10 protein-coding genes and 2 pseudogenes are annotated in these 14,306 nt (G+C 69.0%); 6 read left to right on the top strand and 6 right to left on the bottom strand.

Features of this window, described 5'->3' with window-relative positions:
* The first annotated feature begins 150 nt into the window (after positions 1-150).
* Complete coding sequence (locus ABUW04_RS29515) at positions 151-1,329, top strand: NAD-dependent epimerase/dehydratase family protein (RefSeq protein WP_380567455.1); 1,179 nt, start codon at positions 151-153, stop codon at positions 1,327-1,329.
* Positions 1,330-1,402: 73 nt separating this feature from the next.
* Here ABUW04_RS29515 and ABUW04_RS29510 read toward each other — a convergent pair whose 3' ends face one another.
* The gene (locus ABUW04_RS29510; RefSeq protein WP_380567454.1) at positions 1,403-2,503 is read right to left on the bottom strand and encodes an Lrp/AsnC family transcriptional regulator; all 1,101 of its coding nucleotides are present in this window, start codon (positions 2,501-2,503) and stop codon (positions 1,403-1,405) included.
* 142 nt (positions 2,504-2,645) lie between these two features.
* Here ABUW04_RS29510 and ABUW04_RS29505 point away from each other — a divergent pair, with 142 nt between their 5' ends.
* Both ABUW04_RS29505 and ABUW04_RS29500 read left to right on the top strand, forming a co-directional pair.
* Complete coding sequence (locus tag ABUW04_RS29505; protein WP_380567453.1) at positions 2,646-4,076, top strand: diaminopimelate decarboxylase; 1,431 nt, start codon at positions 2,646-2,648, stop codon at positions 4,074-4,076.
* Positions 4,077-4,168: 92 nt separating this feature from the next.
* Entirely contained in the window at positions 4,169-5,713 is a 1,545-nt protein-coding gene (locus ABUW04_RS29500; protein ID WP_380567452.1) for an N-acyl-D-amino-acid deacylase family protein, read from the top strand.
* A gap of 334 nt (positions 5,714-6,047) precedes the next feature.
* Here the strand turns inward: ABUW04_RS29500 and ABUW04_RS29495 are convergent, their stop codons facing one another.
* Entirely contained in the window at positions 6,048-6,560 is a 513-nt protein-coding gene (locus ABUW04_RS29495) for a GlcG/HbpS family heme-binding protein (protein ID WP_198037670.1), read from the bottom strand.
* Between the two features lie 273 nt (positions 6,561-6,833).
* Between ABUW04_RS29495 and ABUW04_RS29490 the strand changes: the two genes are divergently transcribed.
* Positions 6,834-7,313, top strand: coding sequence for a MarR family winged helix-turn-helix transcriptional regulator (locus tag ABUW04_RS29490; protein WP_380567451.1), 480 nt, complete (start codon positions 6,834-6,836; stop codon positions 7,311-7,313).
* Between the two features lie 348 nt (positions 7,314-7,661).
* Here the strand turns inward: ABUW04_RS29490 and ABUW04_RS39730 are convergent.
* From ABUW04_RS39730 to ABUW04_RS29465, 4 genes and pseudogenes are all read right to left on the bottom strand, one after another.
* Positions 7,662-8,730, bottom strand: a pseudogene (locus ABUW04_RS39730) (IS630 family transposase).
* A gap of 444 nt (positions 8,731-9,174) precedes the next feature.
* Positions 9,175-9,330: pseudogene (locus tag ABUW04_RS29475) on the bottom strand (DUF255 domain-containing protein); the annotation flags it as partial.
* Positions 9,331-9,706: 376 nt separating this feature from the next.
* Positions 9,707-10,384 carry a GAP family protein gene (locus tag ABUW04_RS29470; protein ID WP_030257881.1) on the bottom strand — a complete coding sequence of 226 codons (678 nt, stop codon included), beginning with the start codon at positions 10,382-10,384 and terminating at the stop codon, positions 9,707-9,709.
* A complete protein-coding gene (locus tag ABUW04_RS29465) occupies positions 10,377-11,711 on the bottom strand; it encodes a DUF1254 domain-containing protein (RefSeq protein WP_030257889.1) in 1,335 nt (444 codons plus the stop codon). The genes ABUW04_RS29470 and ABUW04_RS29465 overlap by 8 nt, the downstream gene beginning before the upstream one ends.
* Positions 11,712-12,352: 641 nt before the next feature.
* Between ABUW04_RS29465 and ABUW04_RS29460 the strand changes: the two genes are divergently transcribed.
* Together ABUW04_RS29460 and ABUW04_RS29455 are read left to right on the top strand one after the other, a co-directional pair.
* Positions 12,353-13,918, top strand: a complete 1,566-nt coding sequence (locus ABUW04_RS29460; protein WP_030257892.1) for a Na+/H+ antiporter — start codon at positions 12,353-12,355, stop codon at positions 13,916-13,918.
* Positions 13,919-14,053: 135 nt separating this feature from the next.
* Positions 14,054-14,236 carry a hypothetical protein gene (locus ABUW04_RS29455; RefSeq protein ID WP_030257895.1) on the top strand — a complete coding sequence of 61 codons (183 nt, stop codon included), beginning with the start codon at positions 14,054-14,056 and terminating at the stop codon, positions 14,234-14,236.
* Positions 14,237-14,306: the final 70 nt, after the last annotated feature.

Genomic DNA, 14,306 nt, shown 5'->3' with positions numbered 1-14,306 from the left:
GTTCATTTGACAAGTGGGCTGGAATCAGCGAATCCTTCATAGTAAGGCATTACACCTCACTTCTGGAGTGGATGAGTTTCGGGCACGTCACGGCGGTCCGCCGGCCCCGCTGCCGCATACGCCTCAGGTGGCATCGGGCCTGGGTCGCCGATGGCTCCGCAAGCCCAGCTGAGCCGCCGTCGTCATCTGCTCAATCCTCTTCCGAACCCGACCTTGAAGACCGTCTCAATCCATCGCAAGGGTGAAAAGAAGCAGCACATGGACACTCGGATCGAACTCGGAAACCTGCCCATCGCCGCAGGAGCCCCGGTGCTGGTCACCGGTGCTACTGGCTACGTCGCCAGCTGGATCGTCAAGGGCCTGCTCGACGCCGGGGTCACCGTCCATGCCGCCGTCCGCGACCCACGCAACGCCGCTAAGGTCCAGCATCTGCTCGACGCAGCCGCGGCTTCTCCCGGCAAGCTCCGGCTTTTCGAATCCGATCTGCTGCGCGACGGCTCGTACAAGGAAGCCATGCAGGGCTGTCGGATCGTCCTCCACACCGCATCACCGTTCGTCCGCTCGGTGGAGGACCCGCAGCGCGACCTCGTCGACCCGGCCGTCCGCGGCACGCGCAACGTGCTGGAAGCGGCGAACCAGGTGGAGAGCGTCGAGCGCGTCGTCCTCACCAGCTCGGTCGCCGCCATGCTCGGCGACGCTGCGGACATCCTCGGACTCCCTGGCCAGATCGTGACCGAGGAGAGCTGGAACACGACGTCGTCACTGGCCCGTGAACCCTACAGCTACTCCAAGACCTGTGCGGAGCAGGAGGCATGGCGCATCGCCGAGGCCCAGGACCGCTGGCGCCTGGTCACCGTCAACCCCGGCCTGGTCATCGGCCCCGCGCTGAACCCCGACCCGACCAGCGAGAGTTTCAACATCGCCCGTCAGATGGTCGACGGCCGGGCGCGGTTCGCCGCCCCCCGCGTGACCCTGACGGTCGTCGACGTGCGCGAGGTCGCCTACGCGCACCTGGCTGCCGCGTTCCTGACCGAGGCCCAGGGCCGCCACCTCCTCGTCGCGGAATCCACCGACATCGTCGACCTCGGCCGCCGCCTCATGCCCTCCTACGGATCCCGGTACCCGTTGCCGCGCCGGGCGCTCCCCAAGCCCCTCGCAGTCGCGATCGCACCGGCTGCGGGCTTGGACCGCTCCTACCTGCGGAGCAACATCGGCTTCCCGTTCCGCGGCGACACGACCAAGAGCCGCCTGGTCCTCGGCGTGCGCTACCGGCCCGCCCAGCAGTCCATGGAGGACATGGTCGCGCAGCTCGTCCGGCCGAGCCGCTGAAAGTCCGGGCGAAGAGTTCCCAGGGCGGTAGGTGACCGATGCCGAGCCGATGTGCGTGGGGCACGCCGGTGGTTCACGCCGGATCCGCCGGGCTCAGCCCGGTGTCCCCCATTTCCTGTTCCGCCCCCTGCTGTGCCGCCGCTGGAGCAAGAAGGGCTGGGGCGAAGCCCACGGCACGCCCGTCGGCATCCAGTAGCCGGTCCATCTGCTTGACCGTGCGCAGGCACACGGCCCGGTCGACCACTACCACACCGTGCTGACGGGCGATGCGCGCTTCCAGCGCAGGCAGTTCGTCCAGCGTGCGCAGCCACACCACCAGCATCAGATTGCGAGGCCCCGTCAACGCACAGCAAACCCGCACATCAGGCAGCACGGTCAGCGCACGCCCGGCAACGTCCAACTGCTCCGGGGGCACCGTCGCCCACAGCACTGCGGTGACCGGCCAGCCGGTCACCGACTGGGCGACCTCACAGCGCAGCCGCAGCAGGCGCTGATCCAGCAGCAACTTGACCCGACGACGGACGGTGGGCTCGCTCACCCCGGAGCGCCGGGCCAGCTGAGCGAACGGCATGCGACCGTCCTCCTGCAACAACTGGTAAAGCTCCGGGTAGGCACCCTCCGAACCCAGCGCTGGCGGCGACTGCCCCGCGGAGCCGCCGCGCCTGTCGACCGCGCCGCCCGCGAGCAACCCGCGCTGCGCCGCGTCCAGACTGCGCAACCGCCAGCGGCTGGACTCGCCGAAGCCGACGGTGCGCAGCTCTGCGCGGTAGGAGCGCACACCAGGGGCAGCGGCGAGAACCTGGGCGAGATGGGCGGAGACCTCCGCCGGAGTGCGGTGCGAGGAAGCCACCAGCAACTGGTGGCTTCCGGTCAGGCGGTAGACATAGCGCACGGCGCCGTGCCGGGCCAGGAAGTCGCCGGCCGCGTCCAGACGAGCGGGCTCGCACGCCACCTCGGCGTAGGCCATGCAGAAGTAGGTGTGCAGCGCAGGACCGAGCACGCAGGTCACCCACGCGAGCCCGACCTCGCGCAGCCGCTCCCAACGGCGGGCCGCAGTGGCGGGATCGATGGCCAGCGCCTTGCCCAACTGGGCCCAGGACGCCCGCGGGGTGACTTGCAGCGCGTTGATCAATGCAAGATCGACCTCGTCGACTGCGCTGAAGGATTCCTGCATTCAGAACACCTGGGTCCATGATCATCGATCACCATTGCAGCCTTGATCCGCTGACACGACGGTTTCCTGCATCCTGGATGAGGGAGCTGCCGTTGATCCAATGCTAGCTGTGAACTGCAGACGCCACCGGAAGGACCTCGTCATGGATGAGCGGGCACAACGGGAGGCACCGGAGACGAGCCTCGACCGCGCGGTGCGCGCGGCAGCGGCCGCCGGGCTGGTGGGCCCCGAGCACCCCGTCGCCGGGTTCCTCGACGCCGATGCCGTGCTCGAAGCCGTTGGTGACCTGCACGAGGCCTTCGACGGCGTCGCGGCGCTGCACACCTTCGCGGTGAAGGCTGCGCCACTGGTCCCCGTACTTCGCTTGCTCGGGAGCGCAGGGATGGGATGGGAGGCGGCGAGCCCCGGCGAGCTGGCGCTCGCACTTGCGGCCGGCGCCGCTGCCGACCGCGTCGTACTGGACTCGCCCGCCAAGACCCGCGCCGAACTCGCGTACGCGCTGAAGCTGGGTGCGGGCGTCAACGCCGACAACCTCGACGAACTGGAGCGGATCAAGGAGCTGCTGGCCGACCACGAGACCTCCTCCGCACTGGGTATCCGGCTCAACCCGCAGGTCGGTACCGGGGTGATCGAGGCGATGAGCACTGCCGGCGCCTCCTCGAAGTTCGGCACGCCGATCGGCGATCCGGGCGACCGCGAACGCGCTGTTGGCGCCGTTCTCGACCTCCCGCAGCTGAGCCGGGTCCATGTGCACGTCGGTTCGCAGGGCTGCTCGCTCGAGCTGATGGCCACGGGGGTCCGGGCCGCGTACGAGTTCGCCGAGGAGGTCAACAACCGCGCCGGGCACCAGCAGGTGCGCGCCATCGACATCGGCGGCGGACTGCCGGTCAACTTCCAGGACGACCAGCGCCGACCAGCCTTCCGAGAGTATGCCGACCTGCTGCGCACCCGCGTGCCGGGGCTCTTCAGCGGCCGCTACGAGCTGGTGACCGAGTTCGGCCGCTCGCTGGTGGCCAAGGCCGGATTCATCGCCGCGCAGGTGGAGTACACCAAGGAGGCCGGCGGCAGGCGGATCGCGCTGACGCACGCCGGGGCGCAGGTGGCAACCCGCACGGTGCTGATGCCCCAGGCATGGCCGCTGCGGGTCAGCGCGTACGACGCGGCGGGGGCCCCGCACCAGGGCGAGCCCGTCGTGCAGGACGTGGCCGGGCCGTGCTGCTTTGCCGGCGACCTGGTGGCGCGCGAGCGGGTGCTGCCGCGGTTGTCCGCGGGCGACCTGGTGGTGCTTCACGACACCGGCGGCTACTACTACTCGTCCCACTGGGCCTACAACAGTCTGGCCAGGCCGGCCATCTACGCCTTCACCACCCGTGCGGACGCGAATGGCGCGCAGGACAGGCACCGTGGCGCAGGCACCCAGGGCGGCGAGGGCCAGGTGCGGTTCGCCGTCGTGCGCGCCGAGCAGAGCATCGAGGAGATCCTCGCCGAGAGCGGCGCCTGCCAGCGCGACGCGCTGACACGGCTGCTCGACGGCGACCGCGTCAAGGACCAGGGAACGCCCAACGTCCTCTGACAGGGCCAACGCAAGCCCCCGGCACCCCCTGCGGTTCCCGCACACAACCGAGCACACGGACAGCAGACACCCACCACTGAGAGGGATATTCCATGCCTGTATTCGACCTCCTGCTTCGCGGCGGCACCGTCTACGACGGCACCGGCGCCCCCGGGCGGCGCGCCGACATCGGCGTACGGGACGACCGCATCGTCGCGGTCATCCCAGCCGACGACACCGAAGTGAGCGCCTGGGCCGAAGCCACCGAGGTGCTGGACTGCGAGGGCCTGGCCGTCGCACCCGGCTTCATCGACCTCCACTCACACGGCGACCTGACCGTCAACATCACCCCGGCGGCCGAAGGCTGCCTACGCCAGGGCGTCACCACGCTCGTCACGGGAAACTGCGGGACCTCGCCCTTCCCGTCGCCGTTCTGGCGGGACTTCACCACCTACGCCGAGGGCATCCAGGCCTGCGAACCCGCCGTCAACATCGCCGCGCAGGTCGGACACATCGCCCTGCGCCAGAGCGCGATCGGCGACGACCGCCGCCCGGCCACCGACGAGGAGGTCGCGCGGATGCGCGCCCTCCTGTCCGAGGCCGCAGAGCAGGGCGTCTTCGGCTTCTCCACCGGGCTGATCTACGCCCCGGGATCCTTCGCCGATGCCGCCGAGATCACCGCTCTGGCCAGCGAGGCGCACGCGGCCGGCCTGTTCTACAGCACCCACATGCGCGATGAAGGGGATCAGCTGATCGAGGCGGTTCAGGAGGCGATCTCGACGGCCCGCGCCAGCGGAGTAAGCCTGCAGATCTCGCACCTCAAGGCGATGGGCCAAGCCAACTACGGCAAGGTCACCGAAGCGTTGCGGATCATCGACGACGCCCGCGCCGAGGGCCTGGACGTCGCCTGCGACGTCTACCTCTATACCGCGGCTTCGACCGTGCTCACCTCGCGCATGCCGGACTGGGCCATGGACGGGGGCCAGCAGGCCCTGCTGCGCAGACTGGCCGAACCCGAGACGCGGCAGGCCATCGCGGACGAGCTGCGCTCCCACACCGGGGGCACATTCCTTCCCGAAGGCATCGTCATCGCCACCCTGCCGGAAGGCCGGTACAGCGCATGGGTGGGCAAGAGCGTCCAGCAGATCGCCGACGCTGAGGGCCTCGACGCCGCAGAGACAGTCCTCGACCTGCTGGCCGAGCACCAGGCCAACGTGCTGATCATCGACCATGCGATGGCCCAGGAGGACGTGGACGCCGTACTGCTCCATCCGACCAGCGCGGTGGTCAGCGACGGCTGGGCACTGGACGTCAACCTCGGTGGCCAGCACCACCCGCGCAACTTCGGGGCCTTCGCCCGAGCCCTGGCGGACAGCCGCGAGCGAGGGCTGCTGGACTTGACCGAGACGGTCCGGAAGATGACCCAACTGCCAGCCGCCCGCGCAGGCATGGGCGACCGAGGCGTCATCGCCGAGGGCAACATCGCCGACCTGGTCGTTTTCGACCCCGATACGGTCGCGGACACGGCCACCTACACCGAGCCGCTGTCCTATGCGACGGGCGTGCGGCACGTCGCCGTCAACGGCCGACTCGCCATTCGCGACGGCGAACTGACGGGCCTGCGCCTGGGCCGGGTGCTGAAGCGCCCGCGAGCCTAGCCTTGCGACTGAGAGGCAGGCCAGGGAACCGGCGAGGGCCCCGCTCCACTTTCGTGAAACAGGGCCCTGAGCTGCGACTTGGAGTTACCTCCCAGCCGGGGCGACGGGACTTGAACCTGCGAACCGTCACCTCCCAGTCACAACGCACATCAGGCAACGATCAGAACGGAAGCCGCCCAGTCCACCTCTTGGCATGGGCCACTTCACCATTCAGCACTCCTGATCCAGGCCGGCGGGTAAAGCGATCGAAGACTCGCCCGTTGCCTCTTTACGCGCCGTCGTCGGTGAACAGTGCCGCGGCTTGCGGCGGTCGCGGCGCCGGTGACATGTGTCCTCACAGTGCCTTGAGGGCGGCGATGGCGACCTGGTCGTCCACGGCCGGGTTGATGGATCCACCGGCGCCGATGGCGCCGATGACCACGCCGTCCTGGACGATCGGCCGTCCGCCGGGCAGCAGGCTCATTCCGCCGGCGGTGAGCGCGGCGATCTGTCCAGGGTCCTTGACGCCGGCGGCCAGGTCCGCGGTAGCGGTGCCGAACCTGCAGGCGGTATACGCCTTGGCGGGAACCAGGTCGAGGGACGCGAGGGCATTGCCGTCCATCCGCGCCGAGGCTGTGGGCTGACCGACGCCGTCGACGACCAGGACGTACATCGGAGGAAGGGAATGCTCTTTGGTGTACTGGATCGCAGCCTGGACGATGCGGTGCGCCTGGTCGAGGCTGATCGTCTTGGTGGTCACCGGGGCTGTGGCGCCGGCGGCGGCCACAGCGGTATTGGCCAGCAGTCCGGTAGCTGCCAGCCCGCCGGCCAGCACCCCGCCCGCGGCCATCACGCGCCGCCTGGTCATGGGTCCCTGGCTCTCGTCGGCTTGCTCTGACGGTTCCTGCGTCATCTCAGATCTCCTTGGTCTCCGTGTGGTGCCGGATCAAGCCGGCGCGAGACGGCCTCACGGCGCGCCCTGCCCGGTGGGACGGACGGTGCTCGCTGCCTTTCGGCAGCTCATGCCAGGCTCACCCGCCTCTGCGAGCTTCAAGCTTGAACATGAGGTTAGTGCCGATCACTTGAATCAGCAACCCTTTCCGTGGCGTGACAAGGTTCACGCTTGAAGTACACTCGGGGTATGAACGATTCACAGCCGCGCTGGCTGGACGCCGAGGAGCAGCAGACCTGGGTGACCCTCGCACATGTGATGCTGCGCCTACCCGCCGCCCTGGACACTCAGATGCAGCGAGACGCCGGGATCACCCACTTCGAGTACCTCGTGCTGTACACGCTGGACTACGCGCCCGAACGCGCCATGAGGATGAGCGAGCTGGCGCAGTTCACCGCCAGCAGCCTCTCCCGGCTATCCAACGTGGTAACTCGCCTGGAGAAGCGCGGCTGGCTGCGCCGCGCCCCGGACCCCGCCGGACGCCATACCCTCGCGATCCTGACCGACGAGGGCAGTGCCGAAGTCCAGGCCTACAGACCCGGGCACGTGGACGAGGTCCGCCGCCTGGTCTTCGACCCGCTGACCAGAGCTCAGCAGCGACAGTTGCGTGAAATCGGCCGGCGCATTCTGCGAGCCATCGACCCCGGCGGGGATACTTCGGGCGATTAGGCCCACGGTCACCGACATCGCACGAAGAGAGCAGGTTCGATGACCAGTCCGGTTTCGGCGAGGCAGACATCGACCAAGTGCGCGGTACTGGATTTTCCTGAGCTTGCGCTTCATGAAGCGGAGTACCCGGAACTGGCGGGCCGCCTCGGCGCGGTGCTCGACCTCGGCCCTCGCTGTGGGCTCCTCCAGCTGCTCAACCGGGTGCACGAGCCGCTCGACGCGGTGGTCCTAAGCCAGGGCGATGACGGCCGTGGCGACCTCCCCACGAGTACGAACGCCGGCAGCACCCAGCTAAGATCACGCTCGCCACACTCACTGAGGTTGAAAGCGTGATGGCCTTCGTGGCGGTCACCAGGGTTCGATGATCAGTCCGGTCTCGGCGAGGCAGGCGTCGATCAGGTGCGGGCGGTACTGGATCTTCTTCAGCTTGCCCTTCATGACGCGGACCAGGTGGTCCAGGTTGGCGGCGGCGAAGTTCGCCAACCCGCGCTTGACCAGCGACCAGATCCCCTCCTGCGGGTTCAGGTCCGGCGCGTACGAGGGGAACTGGAAGACCTCCAGCCAGTCCCGGTGCTCAACAGCGAACTCGGTCAGGCCGTCGGCGAGATGAACGTTCAGATTGTCCCAGCACCACACCACCGGGCCGCCGAGCTGCACATGCGTCATGGCGATGAAGTCGCGGTAGTCCTGCCAGGTGAAGCTCATCGCCTGACCCTTGCGGGCTTTGTAGATGTGCAGCTTGAAGAAGAACCGCGACCGCTGGCCGGGCTTGAAGCAGACCGCGCCGCCACCATCACCCGGCCCCGGCCGCCGACACACACCCGGACCTCGGGCGTGCGTCCGCGCGGCGCCCAGGTCCGGCCCTTCGGCGGCCTCATGCCCTGGCCCGCCTCGTCGGCGAAACAGATCCAGGCGTCACGGGCCGCCGCGGTCCTTTTAACCGCGGCCAGACCTCGGCCTTCCACACCTCCACCGCGGCGTCGTCGCGCTCCAGCGCCCGGCGCACCGGCACCTGCGCCGACCAGCCATGACGCCGCAGCAGATGCCACACGCCCTGCACCGTGTAGCCGATGTGGAACCTGCGCGCGATCACGACACGGATCCGCCCCAGCGTCCAGCACTGGTCCTCGCTCCAGCCGTGGGCCAGCGGACCCTGCTCCAACTCCCGCACCAGGCTGTCCCACTGCGCGGGGCTCAACCGCTCCACCGAGTGCGGCCCCTTCGAGCGCAGCGCCTCCGCGCCGCCGTCACGCCAGGCCTGCCGCCACTTGCGCACCTGCCGCTCACCGACCCGCAACGCCGCCGCGACCTGTGCCGTCGCCTCGCCGCGCGCAAACCGCTCGGCCGCCTCCAGCCGTACCCGCTCCCGCTCCACCTGCCCCTGCGGGGTCAGCCCACCGCCCTGTGCATACTTCATGCTCCGGTCGTACCGCAGGGATCAAGGAACGTCAGCCACCCACGGCCATCACGCTTTCAACCTCAGCAGGAAGCGTAGAGCGGTCGCCCTCGTCTCCAGGAGGCGATTTCAGACGACCAGCCCAAAGCCTGGTCGGACACCAGAACCAGGCGACAGCCAAACCGGGCTAGCGCTTCCTCTGAACATGCGCTGGTGGCTTGCCTGGTCAGGTACACCGGAGCCGCCCTGACCAGGCACTCGAAGCCCCCGGCATTACTCCGACGCGCTCGGCCTCAAGCCGGCGAGGATGCTCTCCCACTTCTCCGCCGTCCACGAAGGCGACTCCGCTACCTGCGCCGCAGCCCAGGCTTCGATCTCTACGTCGAGTTCGTCACTTTCAGTACTCATGATGTCACCTCTTGGCATAGGTCCAGGTCAGGACTACCAGTGTTTACAAATGCACTGGCACCAATGGCATGACGAATAACCGATTGACAACAGAACAGGCACATCTCGCCTGACGGCCTCCGCCATCGCCTCCCTACCCCACGGCCACCAATCCACCGGATTGGAGGCGTGCTGAAGCAGGTAGGGCGATGTTGTTCGGCCAAGCCTGTTCATGAACCGCCCTGCCTCCCAAGGCCCTTCGTCATCCCCGGCTCAGCACGACCAGCACACGAACACTTCTGTCGCATCGGTAGTGATCGAAAGTCTCACCCCCCACCGCCACTCCTGTCAAGGCGACATATGGATCTGTCAAATAGACAGAGTCAGCAGTGGGGACACGTCCGACGAGAGGGTTCGGCCGCCCTCAATGCTGACAGCCGTCATCGCGGCACGGCCAACCGGAACTCAGAATTCGAGCACGAGAATAGGCACTCGTGCATTCCCCAGTGTGTTCGCGATGGCCGGTACTCCAATCGCGCACTGGGCCAAGTCGGGCTCAACTGAAGTCGGTCGTCTGCGGCGAACAGGAGGCGGTGTCGTCTGGGGTGCGTCAGGTGAGGGCGCTGATGGCGTCGCCGATGTACTTGGCACCCAGGACGGCCAGGACGACGGTCATGATGGCGGCGTTGTGGGCGGACATCCATGCCTTCCAGCTGTCCAGGGTGGTGGCGGCGCGCCGGCCACCGAAGAGGTAGACGGCCAGAGGCACGGTGGTGCACAGCGAGGCGATCAGCACCATGAGCACCGCGGCGATCGTCTTGCCGCCGGTGCCCGCCGTACTGCTGGCGATCGCGATGGCGCCGCCGACCACCAGGACCAGGTTCTTCGGGTTGGCCACCGCGAGCGCCGCGGACAGGGCGGTGGCCTTGGCGGGGGTGAACTGGTCGATGGCCTTCATCCAGCCCGGGGCCTGGGCTTCCTGCCCATCACGGGGGCGTGAGGTGAACTGTTTGCCGGCGAGCAGGGCGAACAGCAGTCCCAGGGCGAGCTTGAGCCAGCTGGTCCAGGTCGCCGGGGTGCCGTCCCCGCTGGCGGCGTCGGCGCCGGACCCGAGCAGGACCAGGGCGGCGGTGGCAAGGCCCAGGGCTGCGGTCCAGCCGGCCGTGAAGGCGATGCCGTTGGTTCGGCCGTTCGGGGTGGCGAGCATGAGGATGACGGCAATCAGCGGCAATGGGCTGATGGCGATGCCGACGGCGGAGGGCAGCATCTGCCCGATGGCGTCACCCACGGTCGGGTCCGGCGGTCAGGTCCGGCAGGGTCCAGGTGCCGTCCAGGACGGCGGGATCGGGGCCGTAGATGCGGGTGATGACGGTGAACGGCCCGTCCGGGGCGGGGAGCCAGTTCGCGACCCGGTCGGGGTCGGCAGGCCGGGTGTGCTGGACGTACAGGGTCAGGCCGCCGTCCGGGTCGTAGACCAGGCCCGGGGTGCGGTCGCCGATGGAGTAGCGGTTGATCGGGTTGTCGACCAGCAGGCGTTCGGGCAGCCGGTACAGGGTGGCGGACCAGAAGAACCGGGCCTTGGGGAGCTGGTCGGCGCGGTAGTGGACGGTGTAGTCGCGGGTGGCGGCGTTCGGGGGGCGGTTGCCGGCGCTGTCGGCGATCCAGCCGCCGTACCAGGCTTCCTCCTCGGGCAGCCCGTACAGGCCCTTGTCAGCGCCCACGCACCGGGCAAGGTAGTCCTCGCCCAGCTGGTCGCGGGTGCCGAACAGCCCGGTGGAGCCGACGGCCTGCGCCTTGGCGTCCTCGACCTGCGCGCGGCCCCGGGCCAGGCCCTCTTCCAGGGCGGTTCGGACCTGGGGGTCCAGTGCGGCCGGGTCGAAGGTGCCGGTGCCGTCGACGCCCAGGGCGGCCAGGCGCTCGCGCAGGTCCCGCTGGGTGGGCAGGACGGGGAAGAAGCCGAGCAGGAAGTCCAGCACCGCCAGGAATCCGAGGCCGTCGCTGTTCTCCTCGCGCCACCGCGGCCACGCCGGCACCGGGGCGGCGGGCGGGGCGGCGGTGCCGATGAAGGCGCTCAAGGGGCGGAGCCGGTACTGGTTCTGGATGCTCTTCAGTTGGGTGACGTCCTGGTCGGTCAGGCCGGTGAGGTAGGTGCGGCCCAGGCAGCCGATCAGCTGGGTGTCGGCGCGCAGCACCGCGGCAATGCCCGCGGGCATTTCGCCGTCCCAGCCGTGGCCTGCGATCAGGTAGTCGCCCGGGGCCTGGCCGGTAGCACGGGCGCCGATGTATCCGAGGTAGGTGGTGTCCAGGTCGTGGAACGGCAGCACGTAGTAGCGGTCCATCGCGGGCACCGACACCACCCACGGCTCGGCCCGCAGGTCCAGCCAGCACCACGAGTAGGGGGTGTCGTTGTTCGGGGTGACGATGTCGGTGTTCCGCGGTCGGGACGGCTGCGGGTAGTGCCGGAACCGGCCGAAGCCGCCCACGTACCGGGGGTCAGTGGAGTCGATGGCCTGGGTGTACATCGTGCGGTAGTTCTCCAGCACCGGATGCCCGTACACCCACCCCTGCGCCGCCGTCTCCCGCACCGCATCCAGGTCCAGACCCGCACCACTCATACGCCGCCGCCTCACCTAGCAGGATGATCATCTGGCACTAAGCCAGATCCTAGGCAGCCGCCCGCCATCCTGCCCGGCGGCGTCCAATCCACCCTTCGGGCCCACAGCACCTGCCGGGCGAAAGGCCCCCGACTGACGCCCAAACCCACTGACGCGGAAAACCCGGCAGACCCCTGGAGCCGCGTCAATGCACCTCCGGCTCTCGGCAACAAGGCCAACACCCGCCGACATCCACGCTTCCCCTCGCCGAGCACCTTCGCGGACTTGCCTAGGCATCCTGGCCGGCCAAGACCCGGCGCGCTCCTGCGCTTCCTGGCCGAGAAGCTGCACCCGCTCGTGCGCACTGACGCCGACGAGGGCGAATGGCATAGGCGCACGGAAACTCTACAACCCGCATAGATGATCGAAGTACCCTGCTGCCCGCGACAGGGTGGAGGCCAGTCGGTCAGGATCATCGGCCGTGCACAGCAGGGCACGGCAGATGGATCTGCGCCGGCTGACATGTCGGTGCTGCCAGCGGCCCAGGGTGTTAAGGATTCGATAAAGTAGCTCCACGGTGTGCCGGGAAGTCTGGTCGGCCCGGGGATGGATCTGCCGCAATCGCGCGGCAGGGACCCCGGTGACGATCCGGGGATCCCGAAATGCGCGCCGTCGGCACTGTGCTTGTTCTCGTGGTCCTGGCCACCGTCGTGGCCACCGGAGCCCGCCGCTGGCGTATCCCGGCACCCTCCCTGCTCGTCATCGCGGGCCTGGTGGTGGCCCTGATACCGGGCACCCCGGCACTGCGCATCGCCCCGCAGACCATCGCCCTGGTGGTGCTGCCGCCCCTGCTGTACGCATCAGCGGAGGAGATGTCACTGCGCGACCTGAAGACCGTGTGGCGGCCGGTCACGGTCCTGGCCCTGGGCCTGGTGCTGGCCTCGGCCGCCGCCGTCGGCGTGCTCGCGGTTGCGCTGACGCCGCTGACCGCGCCGATGGCCCTGGTCCTGGGCGCGGTCCTTGCCAGCACCGACCCGGTGGCCGTAACCGCTCTGGGCCGCAGGCTAGCACTGCCGGGGCGGGTGCAGACCATGGTGCAGGCCGAGAGCCTGTTCAACGACGCCACCTCCCTGGTGCTGTTCAAGGTCGCCGTCGGGCTTGCGGTGGCCTCCACCGTGGTCAGCTGGCCAGCTGCGGGCGGCGAGTTCTTCCTGCTGGCCGGCGGTGGAAGCCTCGTCGGCGCGGCCGTGGCCGCAGTGGTGGCGTTCATCCGGGCCCGGACCACCGACCCGGTCCTGGAGACCGTGATCGCCCTGGCCACCCCCTACGGCGCGTACGTGCTCGCCGAAGGCACGCACGCCTCCGGGGTCACCGCCGTCGTGATCGCGGGCGTGGTCCTCGGCCGCTCCGGCTACCGGCTGACCGACGCACGGATCCGCCTGCAACTACAGGCGGTGTACTCGGTGGTGGTGTTCCTGCTGGAGAGCGTGGTCTTCGCGGTCATCGGCCTGGAGCTGCCCACCATGGTCCGCGACCTGCCCGCAGGCAGCGGTCGATGGCCGTTGCAGGCCCTGGCGCTGGCCGCGGTCCTGATCGGGCTGCGGGTGCTGTGGGTGTGGCCGCTGTCCAAGGTGGTCAAGCCGGTGGACGGCGCCGCGTCGTGGCGGGTGGCGGCCGTGGTGACCTGGGCCGGCACCCGCGGGGTGATGCCGCTGGCCGCCGCCTTGTCCATCCCCCTGATAGCCGACGACGGCACAGCACTCCCGGGACGCCCACTGGTCCTGGTGCTGACCACCGCGGTAGTGGTCTTCACCCTGGTCGTCCAGGGCCTGAGCCTGGCACCTCTGGTGGGCCGCTCCGGACTGGCCCTGGAACCGCGCGACACCGCCCGCGAGCAGGAACACGCCCGTCAACAGCTGGCCCGCGCGGGCCTGGACTACCTCGACCAGCTCGCCGACCTCGACGCAGCCCCACAAGCCGCACTCGAACGCGTACGCCTGGCCCTGGACGCGCGCCTGCGCCACAGCCTGGCCCAGGACCAACAGGACCCCAGCACCGACCAGACACCGCTCCTGCACATCTACCAGCAACTGCGACGCGAGGTCATCGCCGTCCAGGGCACCGAACTGCAGGGCATGTACGACACCCACCAGATCAGCGACACCACCCGGCGCCAGCTGCAGCACGACCTCGACCTGGAGGAGTCCGGCATCAGCGGCGGCCGATGACCGCACAGACACTTTGCGCTCCACAGCACAGCTACCCAGAACCTAGGCGGAGAGGGGCCTAAGACCGACCAGGACCGACGTGCTCTGCACCACCACCCAGCAGACACCGACCACCTCGGGGCTAGACGCACCTCGATGTCGGCCAGGCCAAACCTGAGCGCTACTGCCGCCTCCGTCCTGTTCTTCTTCGCCGCGCTCAACGCGTCTCAGACCCGCAATCCCCCGGTCACCGTCCACCGGGCCGACTCCAGCACCCACGCCCACGTGCGCGAACTAGGGCTTGACAGGTTCCCGACCTACAGCGACAGCCCGTTCTGAAGCACCATCACCCTCCCTCGGCCTCCCAAAGCTGGCGACCCGCTGCGCGCAGAGCGCCTCACCACAGGAC

The organism is Streptacidiphilus jeojiensis (assembly GCF_042510965.1).
Taxonomy (GTDB): domain Bacteria; phylum Actinomycetota; class Actinomycetes; order Streptomycetales; family Streptomycetaceae; genus Streptacidiphilus; species Streptacidiphilus jeojiensis.
Note: the sequence above shows the minus strand (reverse complement) of the source record. Positions and strands in the feature narration are given on the sequence as shown.